Here is a 22,028-nt window from a genome sequence, read left to right as displayed (position 1 = left end):
TGATTGCGTATCTGATCTAAATATCCAGCTGCTTCATCACCCATTTCAGTTCCCGGGAGATGGAGGCGCTCATTTCCTGCTTCAGGCCGGCGGGCAACACTTCCCAGGTATAGGTTTCCACTTCGAGATGTGTGGTGAAGGGTTTGGATTGCTGGCGCGAAAGCACGCGAACGATATCGTCGCGCGTGGAGCTGAGGGCGCCGAATTCGCCGGTGAATACGGGCACATGGAAGTGTGCGCGCCATTCTTCCACATCTTCCCTTCCTGCTTCCGCGAGGGCTTCCGGCAGATCGGGATAATGGATTTTATCGCCGTCGCTTTTCCGGGCGATCACCTGGTGGAGGTATACCGCTTCGTTGAACTGCCGGAAAGCGGCCACCACATTTTCCCTGTCGCCCTTTGGCAGCAAGGCTTTCAGCGCGGCGCTGATCTGTATCTTCCCGACTTTCAAACCAAAAAACTGCATACGTTCCAGCACTACCTGCGGGTCTTCGTAAGACACGGCGAAGTGGCATACGTCGTAACAAAGCTGCACGTGCCGTTTGATGGCGAGCGTCGCTTCTTCTTCGCTGAAACCGAACTTTTCGGTGAACAGCATCACGCCGGCGGGCAGGAGGTATTGGAAGTACCAGTCCAGGTACTCTTTCGAATTTTCCAGGAGGCCGTCGGGCTCGGGCTCGATGTCGAGATGCAGCAACGGTCCTCCGTTCCTGTGCACCTGGATGAGCTGTTCCACGACGAGCAGCATATTGAAAGTGGCGCCTTCGGTCACGGATTTCCTTTCTTCTTCACAACGGTGCCAGAACTTGTAAGACAGCGGTGAAGTGGAGATGCCGCCTTCCATCCCTTCCGGCAGCAAAACAGCCAGGATGCGGAACAGGCGGGCGGTGTAGGCGGCGCGTTCGGCGGTAGACCAATCGGGCGTATGCACCTGGTCTTTCACGCGTTCGTGATGGAATCCGCCGAAGGGGAAACCGTTCATGGTAAAAACGTAGCAGTCGTTTTCCTGGAGCCATTGTTGGAATTCCTCCAGCGCAGGCGCTTTCGACAGTTCGAGGCTGGCGAGGTTACTGAGTCGCAGCCCGATGCCGAAAGGCTTACCGGGACTCACTTCGGCCTTCACGGCGGGGATGAACCGGCGCAGTTGCTCGAAATGTTCGGGCCAGCTTTCGCCGGAGTGAATATTGGTACAATAGGTCAGATGCCCGAATGGTGTTTCCATGTTGTTTATTGTTGACGGGGGCAGTTTACGGTTGAGGTGCTACCATTTGTCGCGCAGCATGTTCACGGCTTTGCGGAGGTTGTTGACGTCGATGGAATGCACTTCCTTTCCTTTGCCGATGGCTTCGAGGAGGGAAATGGTGAGCCTTCCGCCGAGGTGCTCGCGGAACTCCTGCAGGCCGGCCACGATGGGCGCTTCGTCGTCTTCGATCTCCAGCAACGGGTGATAAAGCGGCAGGCGCAGGGCTTTCAGCAGCTGGATGATGCGTTCCAGGCTTTCGGGGTCGAGCAGACCGGTGAGCCAGGAATACACGCTGTCCAGCGCGATGCCGATAGAAACGGCTTCTCCGTGGCGCAGTTCGAAATCGGTGAGCTGTTCGAGCTTGTGCGCGCTCCAGTGTCCGAAATCCAGTGGACGGGAGGAGCCGCTTTCGAACGGATCGCCGCCGCCGCCGATGTGCTGCATATGCAGTTCCGCGCAGCGGTGAATGAGGTAATTGAGGGCAGTTGGCTCCGCTTCGGTGAGTTGCGCGGCGTTCGCCTCCATCCAGTCGAAGAAGGCGGCGTCTTTGATGAGCGCCACTTTCACCGCTTCCACCATGCCGCTGCGCCAGTCGCGCTCGTCGAGCGTGGTGAGGAAATGCGCGTCGTTGAAAACGGCCGCGGGCGGGGCGAAAGTGCCGAGGAAATTCTTTTTGCCGTGATAATTGATGCCGTTTTTCACACCCACGCCGGAATCGTTTTGAGAAAGCACGGTGGTGGGAATGCGGATGATTTTAACACCACGGTGGCTCACGCCGGCTACGTACCCTACGAGGTCGAGCACGGAACCGCCGCCGATGGCTACGATATAGGAATGACGGTCGATGGCATGCTGGTCTACTGCGTTCACGAGCCAGTGGAACAGCTGGAGATCGTTTTTGGAAGCTTCGCCTCCCGGAACCACGATCACATCTTCCACCAGTTCGAACCCTTCGATATCGGCGCAATAGGCCGTGATCTGCTCCTGCAGGTAATCGTGCCGGCTGGAAACGCCATCGTCTACAATGAAAAGTAATTTCTTACGAAAGCCTTTCTCCGCACGGGTTTCGAGGAATTGTGCGAAAACCCGGTTGTCTGTACTGAACAGGTGCTCCGTGAAAAAAACCTTATACTCGAACGCAACACTGAATGATTGTTGAATAAACGCCATAGCAAAGTTCCTGAAGTCCCGGTGTTTGCGGGACGGTTTAAAACGGTTAAAAGTACGAAAACGGGACTACCGGAACAACAATAAAATGGCGGATGCGAAAGGGGGACGGATGAACGGAGGAAACGGCGGAAACCTCCGCAATCCCGTTGGTGCATCATCGCTGAAAATAGCCGTGGGTCAGGTAACGGCGAAGAGTTTACCGAGGAAGATGGACAGCGGGAGGAAGGCGAGCACGGCCAGGCCGTAGGGGGCGCCGGCGAAGGCGGCCGTCCAGGCGGCGTTCATGGCGATGAGGCCCAGTACGCCCCATTTGACGGACTTCCCGATGTTGGGGCCGGTGGGCTCTTTCATCGCTTTGATGAGCGGTTTAAAGATGAGCCAGGCGAAGAAAGCGAGGAACAGGGGGACGGTGAGCCACTGGCCGGTCATGTAGCTGAAAAAGCCGATGACCCCGATCACGAGCGCATAGGTGACCGCCGCGCGCATGAGCGGTGTTTTCGTGCCGCCGTGCACTTCATCCCGCGAGATCATCGTTACGGCCGCGATGTACGCTACCGGCACAACGGCGATCCACCAGAGGAAATCTCCCTGGAGGGAAACGAGGTAAACGCTCATCCCCAGCGAGAGGTTCAGGCCGCGGCAAACGCCCATCAGCAAAGGCCCGAGCACGGAATGATGCTTTGCCCATTTATCGTAAACGAGGGCCGAAACGGCGGTCAGCACCGCTATCCAGCCGGAGAAATTACTAACAGTGAAAGCCGCGAGGATCCCTACCACGAGGAGGTACCCGCCCAGCACGCTGGCTTCGGTGATGGAGATAACGCCGCTGGGGATGGGCCTTTCCGGGCGTTCCACTTTATCGAGTTTCGCATCGAACACGTCGTTGAAAACCACGCCCCCGCCATACAGCCCGATGGTGGCGATCATGAGGCATCCCAGTTGGAGGATGGATTGCAGATCGTTCAGCCCATGTTCAAAAAAGCCTACGATGGCCGCACCGGCAATGATGTCGGTAATGGCGGTCAGGATATTGGCCGGCCGCATGAGCCGGAGGTAACCCAGCAGTTTGCTAAGGATATAGTTCACGCTTTTCCCAGGTTTTCAATACGATACGATAAAATTCGGTCGGTTTCTTATCGTATGATCGTGGATTGTTTGTTTGGTCTTGGCTGCTGACCGCCTCTCAAAACGGTGCTGCCATTGAATTTCAGGCTTTGGTCGATTTCCGCGGGCCGTTCGAAATCCGCTACGTTGATCTGGCCGCTCTGCGCGAAAGCCGTGATGGCGTTGCGATAAGCGACCATTTCGATATCTTCTTTCGATATACCCCTTTCGAGCATGAGCGCCGCGGTTTTGGGAACGGCCAGCGGATCGCTGATGCCCCAGTCTGCCGCGGAATTCACCATGATGCGCTCCGTTCCGTACTGCTTCACGATGTCTACCATCCGCTCGTTGCCCATTTTGGTGAACGGGTAGATGGTGAAAGCCGCCCAGAAACCACGGTCCAGCACTTCTTTCACGGTTTCTTCGTTGTTGTGGTCAACGATCACCATGCCGGGGTCGAGCCCCATTTCGATGGCGATGTCCATGCTGCGGGTGGTTCCCTGCTTTTTATCGCGGTGCGGTGTATGGATCTGCACGGGCAGCCCCGCTTCTTTGGCGAGCTGCAGCTGTGCGCGGTAATATTTTTCTTCCAGGGCGGTCTGATCGTCGAACCCGATCTCGCCCACACCTACAACGCCTTCCTTGTAAATGAACAGGGGGAGGATTTCCATCACCTGTTCGCTGAGTTTTTCATTGTTGGCTTCTTTGGAATTGAGGCCGATGGTGCAGTAATGTTTGATGCCGAACTGGGAAGAGCGGAAGCGTTCCCATCCGATCAGACTGCTGAAATAATCGCGGAAGGTATCAATACCGGTCCGCGGTTGCCCGAGCCAGAAGGCCGGTTCAATGATGGCGACCACGCCGGCGTCGGCCATGGCCTGGTAATCGTCTGTGGTCCGCGAGGTCATATGAACGTGCGGGTCGAAGAACCGCATGCCTTTGATGGCATCCAGGAAGGCCGGGTCATATGATTGCGGGACTAAATCCTTTTCCGTCAGCTGAGCATTACAACACATATAAGTACGAATTACGATTGCGATTAAATTAATAAAACGGGCGTTGCCGGGCGTAACACCTAAAGACCATTTACACGGGCGGCAACGGTGTCCCATGTCAATTGCTGCTGCTGTATTTCCGCAGCCATGTCAGCGCGGGTTTCGAGCAATTGTCTGGCCGGCGCGTAGGTTGACAGGTGGCAAGCGAGTGCGGCGGCTTCGCGTTCGGCGTGCACTTCGGAGAACCAAGCGCGTTCGAGGTCTTCGAAGTTATCTTTATCGATGAACGGGCCAACGAGGCGCCAGAGCATGGGCGGAACGGGGCGTGCGGCGGCGCGGCGCTCGCGGGAGAAATCGCGCAGGATGCGGGCCAGTTCCGGGTTTGCACGTTGGTCGAGGCCGGATATGAGATGAACGGGTTTGTCGGTGAAGAAGGCTTTCATGACGAGCTGGTTCCATGCGGGCTCGTCGAGATACTGCGCCGGGTAAGGGTTGCGGACCATGATGGCTTCGAGAACGGAGCCGATGTTGGAGCGGATGCCTTCGGCGGTGCGGAGTTTCCAGGCCTGCGGGAATGCGAGGAACGGGAGGGCGCCGTAGAGGGCGGTGAGCTCGTACATTTCTCCGGCGAGGAAGAGGTTTTCGACGGCCTGCACGTAGGCGGCCTGGTCGGTAACCGGCAATTGCAGGAGCCACCAGGTGCGGAAGAGGCGATCGGCGGTGAAACCGTCTACCGAGCGGGGCAGCAGGGCTGCGCGGGCGGCGGGCGGCACGGAGATTTCGTCGCGGCCCAGGAACCTGGGGGCGGCGGTGAATGCGATATTGAAAGTTTGAAGAGTGCCCTTCGTTTGCCAGGCTTCCAGTTGGCCGGCTATCCATTGCTTACCCTTTTCGGGGATTTGCTGTTGAATGATCTCTGCTAAAACTGCGGCTGTACCCGGTGCTTCGTATGCGTATCCCATGCAGCTAAAATAAAAAATAATCGGCGTTCCTGCTGCTGATTGTGATCAGCGAAGCCCATGACCAAAAATAAAAGAGAGGCAACTAGTGCCTCTCCTTCCGCCATTCTAAAACCTGATTAGTAACCAGGATATTCTTCAGGGGTGGTGCCCCAATATTTTTGTCAGGGTTAGCAGGAAAAATGGCCGGAGGTTTCCGGTTCCGGCCCTAATTCTTTTGCAATATAAGGATTAAATATTGTTCGGCGCTCACCTGAATGTGTGAAAATTTTAACTTTTCCTTCAGGAAAAACGATTTTGCATGGGCTATCGCTGAACGGGAGCCGATGTCGGCAATATTTTCAACTATGCTGAGGTGGAATTTATAAAGGCAAATAAGTTTGTTGGCCTCCTCGTAACCAGCGTAGATCGTTGTTCATGCAAAGTTCCGTACAATGGGTCCGTCCTTACGTTCTAAAATTATAACATTAATTTAACAACCGCAAACTTCCGTCCGACTTTTTTTCCGCGTGTTTATCTAGTGTTCCAGTTTAGTTTAACTGCTGGATTTTCCGTAAGTTTATCGGATATACCATTTAGCATGATGAAGATTTTCAATGTGTTTTGCTGTGTAATGTTTGTGCTGTTCGCCGCCCTTCAGTGGAACGATCCGGACCCCTACATCTGGATCCCCATTTACCTGTTCGGAGCCGTTCTCTGCGGCCTCGCCGCCACCCGCCGCTATTATCGCGGCTGGTACCTTTTCGGCATCCTCGTTTTCCTCGCCTACGCCACCTTCCTCTTCTTCGAGAAAGACGGCGTGCTCAGCTGGGCAACCGAGCACCAGGCCCAAAATATCGCCGGCACCATGAAAGCATCCACCCCCTGGATCGAAGACACCCGCGAATTCTTCGGGCTCTTCATCCTCATCATCGCATTACTTGTCAATTTCGTGCACTCCAGCCAGAAAAAAGCCAAGAAAATGCGCAAAAAAATGATGAAAATCGGGTAATCCCTTCCACCGAAAAAGCATTCAAAAGGGCTGTATCTCAATAGGTACGGCCCTTTTTGCAATGCTGGCGATCCCACACACAAAGTCCGTAAACCGCGGCCCTGCCGCAAGGCCATTTGCAAACCTATAGCAGGACTAGACCTACCCGCTAACAGTATAGATACAGTAGGGATATAGTAGGGATACCGTACTGTAACCGCACTATAACCGTACTGTCAGCATAATTTCCCCCTTCCCCGGCCACATAAAAAAAGCCGTCCTGCTATACGCGGGACGGCTTTTTCGTTATGATTTGATACTGACTTATTTAGCCTGCAATCTGAAGTAATCGATCGCCACCGGCGTCTGCTCGGCCGGATCGGCCGCCTTGATCACCAGCACCAGCGACTGCTTCTTCCCGCCGGCGATCGCCGGGAAGGAAATGTTCGCCACGTTCGGCTGGCCCGCTTTCGCGCCCTTGCCGATCGTTACACTGCCAAGCGCCGCGCCGGACTGGCTGTCCAGATGCGCGGAAACGGTATAGCCGTGAGCAGGGATCTCCCGCACGAAGTACGTCAGCTCGATGCCGGAAACACCGGTCAGATCGAGGTTGGGATATGCCGCCCAGGTATTGGCGCCCGGAACCAGCAGTTTCATCCCTTCGATCTCCACGGAATTCGCACCGTCAGACCCCTTGTAGCTTTCCGCCTGGATTTTCGGGTTGCGCAGTTCCACACTGGCGGTTCCCGTAATCGGCCGGATGCCCGGACCGCCTTTGTCGGTATAGGTAGCGATCAGGTAAAGAATCCCCCTGTCTTTCACTTCATTGCCCAACGTCGCGTTCAGGCTGCCGCTCGCCGGCAGCGAGGGGTCCTGTTTGGCGCCGCCCGCCAGGGAGAAGATGTATTCCACGATCTGTTTGGCTTCGCCGTGAGAAATGCCGGGGTGCGCGGCCATCGCCGTTTCGCCCCAGACACCGCCGCCGCCTTTGATGATCTTGTCGGCCAGGTAGTCGGGCGATTTCGGATCCGCCTTATACTTGTTCGCCACTTCCACGAAGCTCGGCCCGATGGATTTCTCGTTCGGCTTATGACAGGTTTTACAGTCGGAAGTTTCCATGATGTTTTTCCCTGCGATCGCACCGGAGATGATCTGGTGGCCCTGAGACATCGCTGCCTTGTCGCGCCCTTCCATATAAATCGCTTTCACGTACAGGTTGGCGATGTCGAAACCGCCGGCAGCGGACTGCCCGTCTTCCTTGTCGGCCACTTCCACCGCATAATCCACTTTCTTTCCGGGGAAATAGAACATGCTGTTGCCTTTCACCTGGATGTTCACGGTGGGCGTTTCGTTCCCCGCATACACCTGGATGGTCTGGCTCAGGGTATGTGCGCCCTTGTCGTCGGTCACTTCCACTGAAACCGGGTATTCTCCGGCGGTGGTGTAAGTGAATTCCGCTGAAGGCGTTGTCGTTTCTTTCTTATTGCCGTTCCCGAAATTCCAGGTGTAGGTGATCGCGTCGCCGTCTGGGTCAACGGAACCTTCTGCGGAAGCTTTCACGGTAAACGGCAGTGCGCCGGTCAGTTTTTCCACTTCCATCTTCACTTTCGGTGCACGGTTGCCGCCATTGTAATCGATGCGGACCAGCCCTGCGTCAGCGTTTTTGGAGAACCAACCATTCCCGTATTCGAGGATGTACAGCTTTCCGTCGGGGCCCATTTCCATATCGATTGGCGCGTTGAATTTCTGCGACGGCAGGAAGCGTTCCATCTTCACATAATTACCGTCTTTATCCATCGTAACCGCCATCACCCAGCCCCTGATCCAATCGTAGATGAACAGTTTGCCGTTGTAGTAATCCGGCAGGCGGGTTTCTTTCGGATAGAATTCGCTGTAGTACACCGGCCCTGCTTCTGCGTTACGGCCACCGGTGCCCACCAGCGGAAACTCGTCAGATTTGCCATAAGGGTACCAGATGAACGCGGGCTGCGCGGGCGGCAGTTCGGTGAGACCGGTATTGTTGCGGGAATTGTTGATGGGCTTCTTCGGATCATTGTAAGGTCCGGAAACGCCTGTTGTATAATCGTAAGCGCGATACGGTTTATTGTCGGCGATGAACAGCGGATAACCGTAATAGCCGGCCTTCTTCGCCTGGTTCACTTCGTCGTATCCGCGCGGGCCGCGGGTAGAATCGTCGTTCGCCGCATCGGGCCCTACTTCGCCCCAATAGAGGAAATTCGTTTTGCGGTCGATGGAAATGCGATACGGGTTGCGGGTCCCCATCGTATAGATCTCGGGTTTCGTTTTCGCGGTACCAACCGGGAAAAGGTTGCCTTCCGGGATTTCGTAAGAACCGTCTTCCTTCAACCGGATGCGCAGCACTTTACCGCGGAGGTCGTTGGTGTTGGAAGAACTGCGGCGGCCGTCGTACTGCTGGTGGCCGGGACGGTCGTCTACAGGGCCGTAGCCTTTGCTCACGTAAGGCTGTCCGGCTTCGTCGAACGGTGTGGTATTGTCGCCGGTGGAAACGTAGAGCAAGCCATCCGGGCCGAACGCGATGGAGCCGCCGGTGTGGCAGCAGATATCGCGCTGGGAGTAGAACTGGAGGATCACTTTTTCGGATTGCATATCCAGCTGGCCGTTCACGAATTTGAACCGGCTGAGGCGGTTCACGGAAGTATCGGTGGGAGAATAGAAGAGGTAGATGTAATTATTTTTCGCGTAGTCCGGATCGGCGGCGAGGCCCATGAGTCCTTCTTCCGCGTTCACATTGGGGACTTCCGTTTTATGGTACACGTGCAGCAGGCCAACTTGTGAAAGTTTCTGCGAAGCGTTGCTGTAGAGCATCAGTTCGCCACGGCGTTGTGCAACGAGGATGTCGAGGTTGGGGAGGATGGCCATTTCGGTGGGCTCGAAGAACTCGCCGCTGGTGAGGGTTTGACGGGTGAAGCGGTCTTCTTCCGGAACGCGGAGCGATTTGGCTTTTGCGTAATCCAGTTCCAGGTTTTTGCCGATGGCGTACTGAATGCCGCCGAGCACATGTTTGAGGAAGTTTTCTTCTTTGTAGGATTCTTCCGTATGGCCCAGTTCGGTGTAGAACGCGCGGCCGCCGTCGTATTCGTGGTACCAGGAGATGTTGTGGTCGTTGCCCATTTTGCCGCCGGCGTATGTGGATTCGTCGACTTTCATGAGCACTTTCGTCTCCTTGTTCACGTTTTTGAAGTTATACCATTCGTCGGTATGCTCCCAGGTGTCGGGGAGGTTGGCGGTGGATGGGTGGCTTTTGTCGGTGACGATGAGTTTTGCTTTGTGAGTGCCGGCCGGGTGGTCGGAGAAGTAGGCGCCAACCAGTTTGCCGTACCAGGCCCAGTCGTACTCGGTGTCGGTGGCAGCGTGAATGCCCACGAAGCCTCCCCCGGATTGTACGTACCGTTCAAAATCCGCTTCCTGTGCGGTGTTCAGGACATCGCCGGTGGTGTTGAGGAAGATGATGGCGGAGTATTGTTTGAGATTGTTCTCCGTGAATTTGCCGGCATCTTCGGTGGTGTCGACGTCGAAATTATTTTCGGCGCCCATTTTCCGGAGTGCCTCGATGCCCGCGGGGATGGAGGCGTGGCGGAATCCGGCGGTTTTGGAGAAGACGAGCACTTTCGCTTTTCCGGGCCGGGTTTTGCTGCAGCTGAGCATGGTTGCCGCAACGATAAAGACGAGCAGGTATGTGATATGCTTCATGGTATCGTTCAATTAATCGATAGTAAACGTGGTATTTAAAAGCAAGTAGAGACGCATGGAAGCGTCTCTACTGGTAAGTTATGCATGGTTGCCTACTTCTTCTTTCCTGCGGCGTAGTTGATCCCGCCGAGGATGTGTTTGAGGAAAGCGGGCTCGCTGTACGACTCTTTGGTATGGCCCAGCTCGGTGTAGAAGGTGCGGCCGCCGTCGAACTCGCGGTACCAGCTCATGGGGTGGTTGCCGTCGTTCTTGCCGCCTTCGTAGGAGCTTTCATCGATTTTGATGAGGACGTTCAGCCCGGGCACGATGCTTTTGAAGTTGTACCATTCGTCTTTGCGCACCCAGGTAGGCTCGAGGTGGGCCGTTGCGGGGTGGTTCCTGTCCACTACGTTGAGCGTTGCGGTTTGCTGGTGCGGGTGGCTGAGGAAGTACGCGCCAACCAGCTGGTTGTACCAGGGCCAGTCGTACTCCGTGTCGGTGGCCGCATGCACGCCCGCGTACCCGCCGCCTTTCCGGATGTAGCCTTCCAGGGCGGACTGCTGATCATCGTTGAGGACATCGCCGGTGGTGTTCAGGAACACTACGGCTTTGTACCGGGCGAGGTTTTTAGCGGTGAACAGGGATGCGTCTTCGGTGGTATCCACTTCATAACCGTTTTCCGCTCCCAGCTTCAGCATGGCCACTTTGGCCACGGGGATGCAATCGTGTCGGAACCCTGCTGTTTTCGAGAAAACGAGCAGGCGGGGCTTTGCTTTTTTGAAAGCCACCAGGCCGGTGGAGATAGCAACCACGGCGCAGAGGAGGAAGAGATATTTGTAGCGCATCATGTGTTAAGGCTTACAGTTGGCGGATCTTGATGTTTCTGTACCAAACTTTGTCGCCATGGTCTTGCAGGGCGATGTGTCCTTTCTGGAATTTGCCGAAGCCATCCCAGGCTTTGAATTTCGATCCGGCAACGAGTTTATCCCATGCTTCGGAGCCCATGGTTACTTCTGCGGTTTTGTGGCCGTTGAAGACGAGGGTCAGTTTGCCGTCTTTCTTGATGATCTTCGCGGTGTTCCATTGGCCTACGGGTTTGGCGTAGCGGGCGGGAGAAGCGATGAGATCGTAGAGATCGCCGGAGTTGTGTTTGTGGATTTTGCCGTCGGAATGCTTGTCGTCGTCGAGCACCTGCATTTCGGGGCCGGTTTGGTAGGTGGCGCCGAATTTCGGGTCTTCATGTACACTGAAGATGATGCCGGAGTTGCCGCCTTCGGAGATTTTCCATTCCAGTTCGAGCTCATAGTTTTCGTATGGCTCGGCGGTCATGATATCGCCGCCTTTGGCACCTGCTTTTTTGGCATCGGTGTCGAGGAAGAGGGCACCGTTCTCTACTTTCCAGGCGCCGGGGGCTTCCTGGGTTTTGTAGCCGCGCCAGCCGTTGGTGGTTTTACCATCGAACAGCAGTTTCCAGCCGGCTTTCTGTTCTTTTTTGGAAAGCGTGGCTTCCTGCGCGAAAGCGGTTGTACCGGCAGACAAGGCGCCGATCAGCATAACGGTGGATAATATACGTTTCGTCATTGTTGAACTGTTTATAGGGTTGTTTCTTATTTAACAGTCAGGATGTACTTCACCATTTCTTCCGCGTCGGGCTTGGAAATGCCGGCGTGCGGAGCCATGGGAATTTCGCCCCAGTTACCGGAACCGCCGCTGATGATCTTGTCGGCCAGCGTGGCGATGTTTTCCGGGGTGTTGGGATATTTCGCGGCAATTTCCTTGAAGGCGGGCCCGATCACTTTTTCGGTTTCCTTGTGGCAGGTGGCGCAATCCTGCGCTGCCATCAGTTCCTTTCCTTTGCCGGTTACGTCGGCTACCATGGAATTGTCTGCCGCGGGAGCCGGGGCTTCTTGAGATGCCTTCTCTTCGGCTTTCTTTTCTTCACCGCCGCCGCCGCAGGCTGCCATGAACACTACGGAACCAATTACCACCGGCATCAAGAATAATTTCTTCATCGTTTACTGAGTTTTAAAGTCTTTAGAAAATCGTTATTGCAAAGCCATTACAGTCCTAATATACGTCTGTTCAGGTTTTCATCCGCACCCGTTCCGGCAAAATCGTCGAACGCTTTTTCGGTGACGCGGATAATATGATCCTTAATGAACGGCGCGCCTTCGCGTGCCCCGTCTTCCGGGTGCTTCATGCAGCATTCCCATTCCATCACGGCCCAGCCGGAGAAATCGTATTGGGTCAGCTTGCTGAACACCGCCTTGAAATCCACCTGTCCATCGCCCAGGGAGCGGAAACGCCCCGGCCGGTCGATCCACGACTGGTACCCGCCGTACACGCCGGAGCGGCCGGTGGGATTGAATTCCGCGTCTTTCACATGGAACATCTTTATTTTTTCGTGGTAGATATCGATGTATTCGAGGTAATCCATAGCCTGGAGCACGAAGTGGCTGGGATCATACAAAAGGCAGGCGCGGTTGTGGTTGCCGGTGGCAGCGAGGAACCGCTCGTAGCTGATGCCGTCGTGCAGGTCTTCGCCGGGGTGGATCTCGTAGCAGAGGTCCACGCCGTTCGCATCCATTTCATTGAGGATCGGCAGCCAGCGGTTGGCCAGCTCCTTGAACCCCGTTTCCACGAGCCCTGCAGGGCGCTGGGGCCAGGGGTACACCGTTTGCCAGAGCAACGCGCCGCTGAAAGTGGCGTGGGCGTTCAGGCCCAGGTTGCGGCTCGCTTTGGCGGCGTATTTCAGTTGCTGGACGGCCCATTCCGTACGGGCTTTCACGTTGGCGCTGCCGCGCAGTTCCGCGGGAGCGAACCCGTCGAACAGTTCGTTATAGGCGGGGTGAACGGCCACCAGCTGGCCCTGTAAGTGGGTCGACAGCTCGGTGATCTCCATCCCTGCGCTTTGCACGATGCCTTTGATCTCGTCTGCATAGGTCTGGCTCTCGGCGGCTTTCTTCAGGTCTATCATCCGGGGGTCCCAGGTGGGGATCTGCACCCCTTTGAAACCCAGGGAGGCAGCCCATTTGGTAATGCCTTCGAGGGTATTGAAAGGGGCTTTGTCGTCCAGGAACTGCGCCAGGAAAATGCCGGGCCCTTTGATCGTCTTCATATGCTTTTCCTTATCAGATTAATAAAAATTCAATTTCCGCAATCTCTTCGAAAAGGCGACCTAAATTTCGAAGGTCGTCCATTTTTCGGTACTGGCGGAGCTTTTCACCACATTATCGATGAAAGCCATGCCCCGTACACCTTCGTTAACCGAGGGGAAGTCGAGCGCTTCCTTCGACGCTTCGGTGCCGTCTATACGGGCCTGGAGCGACAGTGCGAAGTTGCGGTACAGGTTGCCGAATGCTTCGAGGTACCCTTCGGGGTGACCGCCCGGCGTGCGGCAGTTGTGGGTGGCGAAGGAGCTGAGGTGCGGGTTGCCGGCACCTGCGCGGAGAATTTCGGCGGGCTTGTCGAGCCAGCGCACGATGAGGGTGTTCGGCTCGTGCTGTGCCCATTCCATACCACCTTTCTCTCCGTATACGCGGATTTTGAGGGCATTCTCTTCCCCGGCGGCTACCTGCGAAGCCATCAGTACGCCTGCAGCGCCGTTGGTGAAGCGCATGAGCACGGCGCCATCGTCGTCGAGCAGGCGGCCAGGCACCATGATGTGGTTGTCTGCGCAGAGTTTTTCCACGGTATCGCCGGTGATGTATTCTGCGAGGTTGAAGGCGTGGGTGCCGATATCGCCCATGGCGCCGGCTTTACCGGAGCGCTTGGGGTCGGTGCGCCAGGCTGCCTGTGCGTTGCCTTCGCGCTCGCTGAGTTTGGACAGCCAGCCCTGCGGATATTCTACCCATACTTTGCGGATTTTGCCCAGGGTGCCGTTGGCCACCATCTGGCGGGCCTGTTTCACCATGGGGTAGCCGGTATAGGTGTGGGTGAGCAGGAGGCTGAGGCCGGTCTGCTCCACCTTGGCTTTGAGTTGTTTGGCTTCGTCGAGGGTGAAGGTGATGGGCTTTTCGATCACGACGTGGAACCCTTTATCGAGGGCCATCATGGCCGGCTCGAAGTGTGCGAAGTTGGGGGTCACGATGGTGATGAAGTCCAGCCGCTTTTCAGCCGGCATGGCGGCTTCCTTCTCGAGCATGGTTTTGAAGTCCGTATAGATGCGGTCGCTATCCAGGAAGAGCGAGCGCCCGGAGTCTTCGGCCACTTCGGGGTTGATGCTCAAGGCACCTGCTTTCAGTTCGATGAGCCCGTCCATATTCGCCGCGATGCGGTGGATGGCCCCGATGAAGGCGTCTTTCCCGCCTCCGATCATTCCCATTCTGAGTTTCCTGTTCATACTATATAGTTTCTGATACGTTTATGCAGTTTGTAATTGTTGTTTGCTTTTGCCTCTCATATAGAAATAAAGGCCGCCGAAGGCAACGATGAGTATAATGGGTATCACGAGGGTCACGTTGATGATTTCCGGACCTGCGACCGCCTGTGCCTGCGCGTAGGCCGCTGCTTCGGCGGTGCCGGGGGCGGCGGAGCGGAAGGTATCGAGCGTGCCGCCGGCGGGGAGGTTCTTCCCGATGATGCTGTCATAGAAACCACCCATGAACATCATATAAATAGATACGGCGAACATACCCGCGCCACCCATGAGGTTCATGCCGAGCGCACCGGATTCCGGGATGTTCTCGGAAACGAACCCGAGCATGGTGGGCCAGAAGTAAGTGATGCCAAGACCGAAAATGACAGCGGCTACGAAGAGCATGCTGCCAGACTGGCTACCCATGAGGTAAAGCCCGAGGGCCGACAAAATCGCTGAAATGAACAGCACGCCGGTGGGCGACAGCCGGTGCACGATAGGCCCTGCCACTGCACGGCCCAGCACCTGTACGCCGGCGGTGAGCGCCAGGATGAGGATACCGTTTTCCGTTACGTTTTTCAGGAGTATTTCGATCCATTGGTTGGTGAAGAGTTCCGTGATGGCCGTGCCGAACATGCAGATGAACATGAAGATGAACAGCCGGCTGGTTACCGAGCGGTACATCTGTGCGTTGGAAACCCCCGCGGCCACGCGCTCCGTAACGGGGAAGTCCAGCTTGGAGAAGAGGTAACCGTACAGCAGCGTAGGGATGATCATGAGGCCTACCTGCAGTTGCCAGAGGTCGGCATGCCCGAGCTCCTTGAACAGGAATACCACGAGCGCGCCTACTACGATACCGCCGGGGAACCAGAGGTGAAAGTGGTTCAGCTTGGTGGTTTTATTATCGGGGAAGATAGTGGCTACGAGCGGGTTGCAGGCTGCTTCCACCGTACCGTTCGCCATACCGATGAACAGGGTGGAGATGAACAGCGGCCAGAAACCGGAGCTGAAATAAGGTGTGGCGATGGTGAGGACGATGCCGAGCAAATGCAGCACGAATGCCGCGATGAGCAGGCGTTTCATGCCGATGGCATCTACGATGAAACCGCCCAGCACAACGGCGAGCGGGAAACCCCAAAAAGCAGTACCGGCGATGATGGATAATTCCTGGGCGTTCAGATGGAATTGCACGCCCAGCTGTCCGAGGATGCCGGCGCGAATCCCGAAGGATAAGGAAGTGACAAGCAGGGCCAGGCAGCTGGCAACGAAAAGACTCTTAGGCTGTATCTGCTTCATAGACGTGTTGTTTGTAAAAATCTAATACGGTGATTAAAACCTTTAAATTTATAAAAAGTATTTCCACATTTTTTACTTTTTGTGATGAAAAAGCGGAAAATGCCGGACACGAATGTGCTCATTTTTTGTGGGATAGTGTCTATCCAACACTAATTATTTTTTTTAAGGAAGTCGGGGATGGGGAACGGGGCTGTAAAAAGGGCTTCCGGGGGCGGGGGCGTTTCCCGTCCGCAGAAATCCTGCATTTTCTCCTTCCAAACGGCAGAAATACCGCGGCAGGCTTAATTTTTCCGGGATTTGATAGGGTCATCCCCCAAAAATTCCTAATTTTACCAGCCTTGGTCCGCAGGCCTGCTCCTGCCACCTTGTCACAACCTGGCATCCGGGCTTAATATTTGACTATATTTCCCCCGCAACCAGGTTCCTTTATTCTTTTAGACATCGAAAATTTTAACATGCTAGGTTTTTTAACAAAGCTTTTCGGAGGAAACAAGTCTGAGCGAGACATCAGGCTGATCCTTCCCATGGTGAAGCAGATCAACGAGGAGTATGAAAAACTGTCATCCCTGCCTATCGACGAACTGCGTGGCAAAACGCAGGTTTTCCGTTCCCGTATCAAGGATCACCTGGCCGAAATAGACCGGGAGATCGCAGAGAAGAAAACTTCCGCAGAGTCCGAAGAGGACGTGAACACCAAAGATCTCATCTACCGTGAGATCGACAAGCTCCAGAAAGATCGTAACAAGAAAATAGAAGAAGTCCTCAACCAGCTCCTTCCCGAAGCATTTGCAGTCGTGAAGGAATCGGCCCGCAGGCTCAAGGAAAATCCCGTTATCACCGCCACCGCTACCGATATGGACCGCAACCTCGCCGTTCTGCGCGACTATGTGACCATCGAAGGTGACAAAGTGGCCTGGAAGAACACCTGGATCGCGGGCGGTACGGAAGTAACCTGGAACATGGTGCATTACGACGTACAGCTGATCGGCGGTATGGTATTGCACCAGGGTAAAATTTCCGAAATGGCGACGGGTGAAGGTAAAACCCTCGTTTCCACGCTCCCCGCTTACCTCAACGCCCTCACCGGCGAAGGCGTGCACGTGGTAACGGTGAACGATTACCTCGCACGTCGTGACTCCGAATGGAACGGCCCCCTGTTCGAATTCCTCGGCATCACCGTGGATTGCATCGACAAGCACCAGCCCAACTCCTTCGAGCGCCGCAACGCTTACCAGGCAGACATTACCTACGGTACCAACAACGAATTCGGCTTCGATTACCTGCGCGATAACATGGTGCACAGCCCCGAAGAAATGGTGCAGCGCAAGCACCACTTCGCGATGGTGGATGAGGTGGACAGTGTTTTGATCGACGATGCGCGTACCCCGCTCATCATCTCCGGCCCTATCCCCCGTGGCGACGAGCAGGAGTTCCACACCCTGAAGCCCCGCATCCAGCGGCTGGTGGAAGAGCAGCGCAAGATCGTGACCTCCAGCCTCCTCGAAGCCAAGAAGCTCATCGCCGAAGGGAAAGACGACCCGAAAACGGGCGGCCTCGCGCTCATGCGCGCCCATCGCGGCCTCCCCAAGAACAGCGCCCTCATCAAATACCTCAGCGAACCCGGCATGAAAGTGCTCCAGCAGAAAGCGGAGAACTATTACATCGCCGACCAGCAGCGCGAAATGCCCAAGGTAGACGAAGGCCTCCTGTTCCATATCGACGAAAAGAACAACAGCGTAGACCTCACCGATAAAGGTATCGCCCTCATCACCGGCGCCGGCGAAGACCCCGCGTTTTTCGTAATGCCGGACGTTGGCTCCGAAATCGCGGAACTGGAAAAAATGGACCTGACCGCCGAAGATAAAATGGCCCGGAAAGACCAGCTCCTCCAGGACTTCGCCGTGAAATCGGAACGCATCCACTCCGTGCAGCAGCTCCTCAAAGCGTACACCCTCTTCGAAAAAGACGTGGAATACGTGGTGATGGACGGGAAAGTGAAAATCGTGGACGAGCAAACCGGCCGTATCCTCGATGGCCGCCGTTACTCCGATGGCCTGCATCAGGCGATCGAAGCCAAGGAAAACGTGAAAGTGGAAGCCGCCACCCAAACGTTCGCCACCATTACCCTGCAGAACTACTTCCGTATGTACCACAAACTCGGTGGTATGACCGGTACGGCCACTACCGAAGCCGGCGAGTTCTGGGAAATCTACAAGCTGGACGTGGTAACCATCCCCACCAACCTGCCGATCACCCGTAAAGACGCGGAAGACCTCGTATATAAAACCAAGCGCGATAAATACCGCGCCGTGATCGAAGAGATCAAGAAACTGAAAGAAGCGGGCCGCCCCGTACTGGTAGGTACTACCTCGGTAGAGGTGTCTGAGCTCCTCGGTAAAATGCTCACCTTCGAAAAAATCCCCCACAACGTACTGAACGCCAAACAGCACGCCCGTGAAGCCCAGATCGTGGCCGAAGCAGGTATGCCCGGCGCCGTGACCATCGCCACCAACATGGCCGGCCGTGGTACGGACATCAAGCTGGGGCCCGGCGTGAAAGATGCCGGCGGTCTCGCCATCATCGGTACCGAACGCCACGAAAGCCGCCGTGTAGACCGCCAGTTGCGCGGCCGTGCCGGTCGCCAGGGCGACCCCGGTACTTCCCAGTTCTTCGTATCGCTGGAAGACGACCTGATGCGCATGTTCGGCTCCGACCGTATCGCCGCGCTCATGGACCGTATGGGTTACAAGGAAGGCGAAGTGATCCAGCACAGCATGATCACCCGCTCCATCGAACGCGCCCAGAAGAAAGTGGAAGAGAACAACTTCGGCATCCGTAAGCGCCTGCTCGAGTACGACGACGTGATGAACAAGCAGCGTACGGTAATTTATTCCAAACGCAACCACGCCCTGTTCGGCGAGCGCCTCGCCATCGATATCGACAATGCCTTCTACGAAGTAGCGGATAACCTGGTAAACACGCATCGCGCCACCGGCGACTTCGAAGCGTTCAAACTGGAAGTGATCAAGAACTTCGCGATAGATACCGTGATTTCCGAAGACGAATTCCAGAAAGGGAACGTGCAGGAAATCGCTGAAAAGCTCTATGGTGAAGCGGTTGCCAATTACCACCGCCGTACCAACGAGGTGGTGACCGGTACCTACCCCGTCATCAAAAAGATCTTCGAAGAGCAGGGCCAGCATATCGAGAACATTTCGATCCCGTTCACCGACGGCCGCCGCGGCCTCCACGTACTGGCGCCCCTCCGCAAGGTGGTGGACACCCACGGCAAGGAGACCATCTCCGCACTCGAGCGCTCCATCACCCTCAACCTGATCGACGACGCCTGGAAAGAGCACCTCCGCGCCATGGACGACCTGAAACAGTCCGTTCAAAGCGCCGTGTACGAACAGAAAGACCCGCTGCTGATCTATAAATTTGAAGCGTTCGAGCTGTTCAAACAGATGAGCGCCGAAAACTCCAAAGAGATCGTTTCCTTCCTCTGCAAAGCCGGCATCCCCGGTCAGCAGGCCGAAGAAGAAGCGCAGATCACCGAAGGCCATGAAGAAAAAACCGACATGAGCCACATGCGCGCCTCCCACCAGGACCCGGAAGCTTCCAATGGCCACAACGCTCCGCAGCAACAGCAAGGCTCCGCCTCCGCCCGCCGCGAAGATTACGCGCCCGCCATGGACGAGCCCAAACAGGAACCCGTTCGCGTAGGCCCCAAAGTAGGCCGGAACGATCCCTGCCCCTGCGGTAGCGGCAAGAAATTCAAAAACTGTCACGGGAAAGAACAATAAATACCCGCTGCGTAAAATAACCAACGGAGTTACCCGGGACCATCCTGCGTAACTCCGTTTTTTTATTTTTGGAAAACACCCTTCAGAAAATGAACATTAACCGGTACATCGACCATACCGTCCTCAAACCCGTTACTACGCTCGACGACGTAAAACGCCTCAGCATGGAAGCCGTGGAATACGACTTCGCCGCCGTGTGCGTGCCGCCTCCTTTCGTAAGCACGGCCAAAACCTTCCTCGGCGGCACCACCACCGCCATCGCCACCGTCATCGGTTTCCCCTTCGGCTATTCCGCCATAGAGGCCAAAGTAGCCGAATCCGTGCTCGCTATCATCGACGGGGCAGACGAGCTGGACATGGTCGCCAACCTCATCGCGGTGCGCGGGGGCGACTGGGCATTCCTGGAAAAGGAAATCGCTACCATCATGCCCATCATCCGGAACAAACAGCGCAAGATCAAGGTGATCATCGAAAGTGGCATATTATTGGAGGAAGAGATCGTGCGATGCTGCGAGCTATATGGGCGGTACGGGGTCGATTTCGTGAAAACCAGTACCGGCTACGCCGAGAAGGGTGCTTCCGTGGAAGCAGTGGCCCTCATGCGGAAAAACCTCCCCGCCAATATTCAGATCAAGGCTTCGGGAGGGATTCGTACCTTTGCTTTCGCCAAGGAACTGATCGCCGCAGGCGCTACCCGGATCGGGACGAGCGCCGGTGTAGCGATCATGAAAGAAGCGGCCGCCCTGCAATAGGGACCGAAAAACCATTTTGCCATCAAACGAACCAAATATATGATGTTAAGAACAGGCTGCCTGTTGCTATTGCTTTTATCCGCCGCTACCGCCCTGCGCGCGCAGGAATCGGTGCAGCAGGAAGGCAATGTTAAAGTGACCAAAGACAGCCGGATAGACATCCTTATCCGTAAACAGGTGTATATCAACAACCTGGCTATCCGCAACCAGCCCGGCTTCCGCGTTCAGGTGCTCACCACCAACAAGCGGAACGAAGCCAATGAGGCCAAAACCCGCGTGATGCAACGCTATCCCGATTACCGGACCTACATCGACTTCGAAGCCCCTTATTTCAAGGTGCGTGTGGGCGACTTCAAATCCCGCGAGGAGGCGACCGAACTGCGCAAGGAACTGGCGGAATACTTCCCCAACGGCGCGTTCGTAGTGCCTACCATCATCAACGTATCACCGGAAAAAGAAGATTAATGAAAGAGCGGATCAAAGCCCTGGCCAGCGAATACGCCGCTGACCTGGTGGCTTGCAGAAGACATTTGCATGCACATCCCGAACTATCCTTCCAGGAATTCGAAACGTCGAAATTCATTCAGCAGCAGCTGGAAAGCTGGGGCGTTCCCTACCGCGCCGGCGTTGCCGGAACGGGCATAGTGGCCCTTATCGAAGGGAAAAACCCCGGCAAAAAGGTCATCGCCCTGCGCGGTGATATCGATGCGCTGCCGATCGAAGAAGCGAACGACGTCCCCTATAAATCACAAAACCCCGGCATCATGCATGCCTGCGGCCACGACGTGCATACCACCGTGGCCCTCGGCGCCGCGCGCATCCTGCAACAGCTGCGGGGCGAGTTCGAAGGCACCGTGAAAATCCTTTTCCAGCCCGGCGAAGAAAAGCATCCCGGCGGTGCCAGCCTCATGATCCAGGACGGCGCACTGGAAAACCCGAAACCCGAAGCTATCCTCGGCCTCCACGTGCTCCCCGCCATGGAAACGGGGCTCCTGGGCTTCCGGGAAGGAAAATACATGGCGAGCGCCGACGAGATCTACATCACCGTGAAAGGCAAAGGCGGCCATGCCGCGGCGCCCCATCTCACGGCAGATACCATCCTCATCGCATCCAACCTGGTGGTAAGCCTCCAGCAGATCATCAGCCGCAACAACGATCCTTTCTCCCCTTCCGTATTGTCTATCTGCGCCTTCAACGGCGGGCACACCACCAACGTGATCCCCAGCGAAGTGAAGCTCATGGGCACTTTCCGGGCGATGGACGAAACCTGGCGATTCAAGGCGCATGAGCTGATACGCAAACAAGCCACCGAACTGGTGCACGCCATGGGCGCGGAAATCGATATCGACATCCTCGTGGGCTACCCCACGCTGTACAATAACGAAGCCGTGACCACCAACGCCCGTAAACTCGCCGAAGATTACCTGGGCGCCGATAACGTGGTGGACACCGAACTGCGGATGGGCGCCGAAGATTTCGCGTTCTACTCGCAGGTGATCCCCGCATGCTTCTTCCGCCTCGGTACCGGCAACAAAGCCAAAGGCATCACCTCCGGCGTGCACACGCCCAAATTCGACATCGACGAACGCGCACTGGAAATCGGCGCGGGAACGATGGCTTACCTCGCCACACAATTCTGACTTCACTGAAGCACATAAAAAAACCGCC

General features: G+C 55.9%; 18 protein-coding genes. 6 read left to right on the top strand and 12 right to left on the bottom strand.

The annotated features are described in order from the left end of the window. Nucleotides 1-16: 16 nt before the first annotated feature. The 5 genes from eboE to WJU22_RS08170 form a co-directional block, all read right to left on the bottom strand. A complete protein-coding gene (eboE, locus tag WJU22_RS08190) occupies nt 17-1,222 on the bottom strand; it encodes a metabolite traffic protein EboE (protein ID WP_341842752.1) in 1,206 nt (401 codons plus the stop codon). Nucleotides 1,223-1,261: 39 nt separating this feature from the next. Beyond that, on the bottom strand, nt 1,262-2,413 hold the full coding sequence (locus tag WJU22_RS08185) for a 3-dehydroquinate synthase (RefSeq protein WP_341842751.1): 1,152 nt from the start codon (nt 2,411-2,413) through the stop codon (nt 1,262-1,264). Between the two features lie 177 nt (nt 2,414-2,590). After that, nucleotides 2,591-3,499, bottom strand: coding sequence for a UbiA-like protein EboC (eboC, locus tag WJU22_RS08180; RefSeq protein ID WP_341842750.1), 909 nt, complete (start codon nt 3,497-3,499; stop codon nt 2,591-2,593). A 47-nt stretch (nt 3,500-3,546) separates the two neighbouring features. Then, on the bottom strand, nt 3,547-4,533 hold the full coding sequence (locus WJU22_RS08175) for a TatD family hydrolase (protein WP_341842749.1): 987 nt from the start codon (nt 4,531-4,533) through the stop codon (nt 3,547-3,549). 59 nt (nt 4,534-4,592) lie between these two features. Then, the gene (locus WJU22_RS08170) at nt 4,593-5,474 is read right to left on the bottom strand and encodes an EboA domain-containing protein (RefSeq protein WP_341842748.1); all 882 of its coding nucleotides are present in this window, start codon (nt 5,472-5,474) and stop codon (nt 4,593-4,595) included. A gap of 577 nt (nt 5,475-6,051) precedes the next feature. Here WJU22_RS08170 and WJU22_RS08165 point away from each other — a divergent pair. Beyond that, nucleotides 6,052-6,462 (top strand): transmembrane 220 family protein, encoded by a 411-nt coding sequence (locus tag WJU22_RS08165; RefSeq protein WP_341842747.1) that lies wholly within the window; start codon nt 6,052-6,054, stop codon nt 6,460-6,462. Between the two features lie 303 nt (nt 6,463-6,765). Here WJU22_RS08165 and WJU22_RS08160 read toward each other — a convergent pair whose 3' ends face one another. The 7 genes from WJU22_RS08160 to WJU22_RS08130 all read right to left on the bottom strand — a co-directional run bounded on the left by WJU22_RS08160 (nt 6,766) and on the right by WJU22_RS08130 (nt 15,805). Next, the gene (locus WJU22_RS08160; RefSeq protein ID WP_341842746.1) at nt 6,766-10,173 is read right to left on the bottom strand and encodes a ThuA domain-containing protein; all 3,408 of its coding nucleotides are present in this window, start codon (nt 10,171-10,173) and stop codon (nt 6,766-6,768) included. A gap of 92 nt (nt 10,174-10,265) precedes the next feature. After that, nucleotides 10,266-11,000, bottom strand: coding sequence for a ThuA domain-containing protein (locus WJU22_RS08155; RefSeq protein ID WP_341842745.1), 735 nt, complete (start codon nt 10,998-11,000; stop codon nt 10,266-10,268). A gap of 10 nt (nt 11,001-11,010) precedes the next feature. Further along, nucleotides 11,011-11,733 carry a DUF1080 domain-containing protein gene (locus tag WJU22_RS08150; RefSeq protein WP_341842744.1) on the bottom strand — a complete coding sequence of 241 codons (723 nt, stop codon included), beginning with the start codon at nt 11,731-11,733 and terminating at the stop codon, nt 11,011-11,013. 26 nt (nt 11,734-11,759) lie between these two features. Continuing rightward, complete coding sequence (locus WJU22_RS08145; protein ID WP_341842743.1) at nt 11,760-12,164, bottom strand: c-type cytochrome; 405 nt, start codon at nt 12,162-12,164, stop codon at nt 11,760-11,762. Nucleotides 12,165-12,211: 47 nt separating this feature from the next. Next, nucleotides 12,212-13,270, bottom strand: coding sequence for a sugar phosphate isomerase/epimerase (locus tag WJU22_RS08140; RefSeq protein ID WP_341842742.1), 1,059 nt, complete (start codon nt 13,268-13,270; stop codon nt 12,212-12,214). A 60-nt stretch (nt 13,271-13,330) separates the two neighbouring features. Then, nucleotides 13,331-14,494 (bottom strand): Gfo/Idh/MocA family oxidoreductase, encoded by a 1,164-nt coding sequence (locus WJU22_RS08135; RefSeq protein WP_341842741.1) that lies wholly within the window; start codon nt 14,492-14,494, stop codon nt 13,331-13,333. A gap of 21 nt (nt 14,495-14,515) precedes the next feature. Beyond that, nucleotides 14,516-15,805 (bottom strand): MFS transporter, encoded by a 1,290-nt coding sequence (locus WJU22_RS08130; protein ID WP_341842740.1) that lies wholly within the window; start codon nt 15,803-15,805, stop codon nt 14,516-14,518. A gap of 29 nt (nt 15,806-15,834) precedes the next feature. Here WJU22_RS08130 and WJU22_RS08125 point away from each other — a divergent pair, with 29 nt between their 5' ends. From WJU22_RS08125 to WJU22_RS08105, 5 genes are all read left to right on the top strand, one after another. Then, nucleotides 15,835-16,197 (top strand): hypothetical protein, encoded by a 363-nt coding sequence (locus WJU22_RS08125; protein WP_341842739.1) that lies wholly within the window; start codon nt 15,835-15,837, stop codon nt 16,195-16,197. A 63-nt stretch (nt 16,198-16,260) separates the two neighbouring features. Beyond that, nucleotides 16,261-19,608 carry a preprotein translocase subunit SecA gene (gene secA, locus WJU22_RS08120; protein ID WP_341842738.1) on the top strand — a complete coding sequence of 1,116 codons (3,348 nt, stop codon included), beginning with the start codon at nt 16,261-16,263 and terminating at the stop codon, nt 19,606-19,608. An 89-nt stretch (nt 19,609-19,697) separates the two neighbouring features. Next, nucleotides 19,698-20,360 (top strand): deoxyribose-phosphate aldolase, encoded by a 663-nt coding sequence (deoC, locus tag WJU22_RS08115; protein ID WP_341842737.1) that lies wholly within the window; start codon nt 19,698-19,700, stop codon nt 20,358-20,360. A gap of 39 nt (nt 20,361-20,399) precedes the next feature. Further along, on the top strand, nt 20,400-20,825 hold the full coding sequence (locus WJU22_RS08110; RefSeq protein ID WP_341842736.1) for an SPOR domain-containing protein: 426 nt from the start codon (nt 20,400-20,402) through the stop codon (nt 20,823-20,825). Then, nucleotides 20,825-22,000: a M20 family metallopeptidase gene (locus WJU22_RS08105; RefSeq protein WP_341842735.1), complete on the top strand. Its 1,176-nt coding sequence runs from the start codon at nt 20,825-20,827 to the stop codon at nt 21,998-22,000. The genes WJU22_RS08110 and WJU22_RS08105 overlap by 1 nt, the downstream gene beginning before the upstream one ends. Nucleotides 22,001-22,028: the final 28 nt, after the last annotated feature.

It is taken from the genome of Chitinophaga caseinilytica (genome assembly GCF_038396765.1).
GTDB classification, from domain to species: domain Bacteria; phylum Bacteroidota; class Bacteroidia; order Chitinophagales; family Chitinophagaceae; genus Chitinophaga; species Chitinophaga caseinilytica.
The sequence above is the reverse complement of the archived record's forward strand: the minus strand, read 5'-3'. Positions and strand labels throughout refer to the sequence as shown.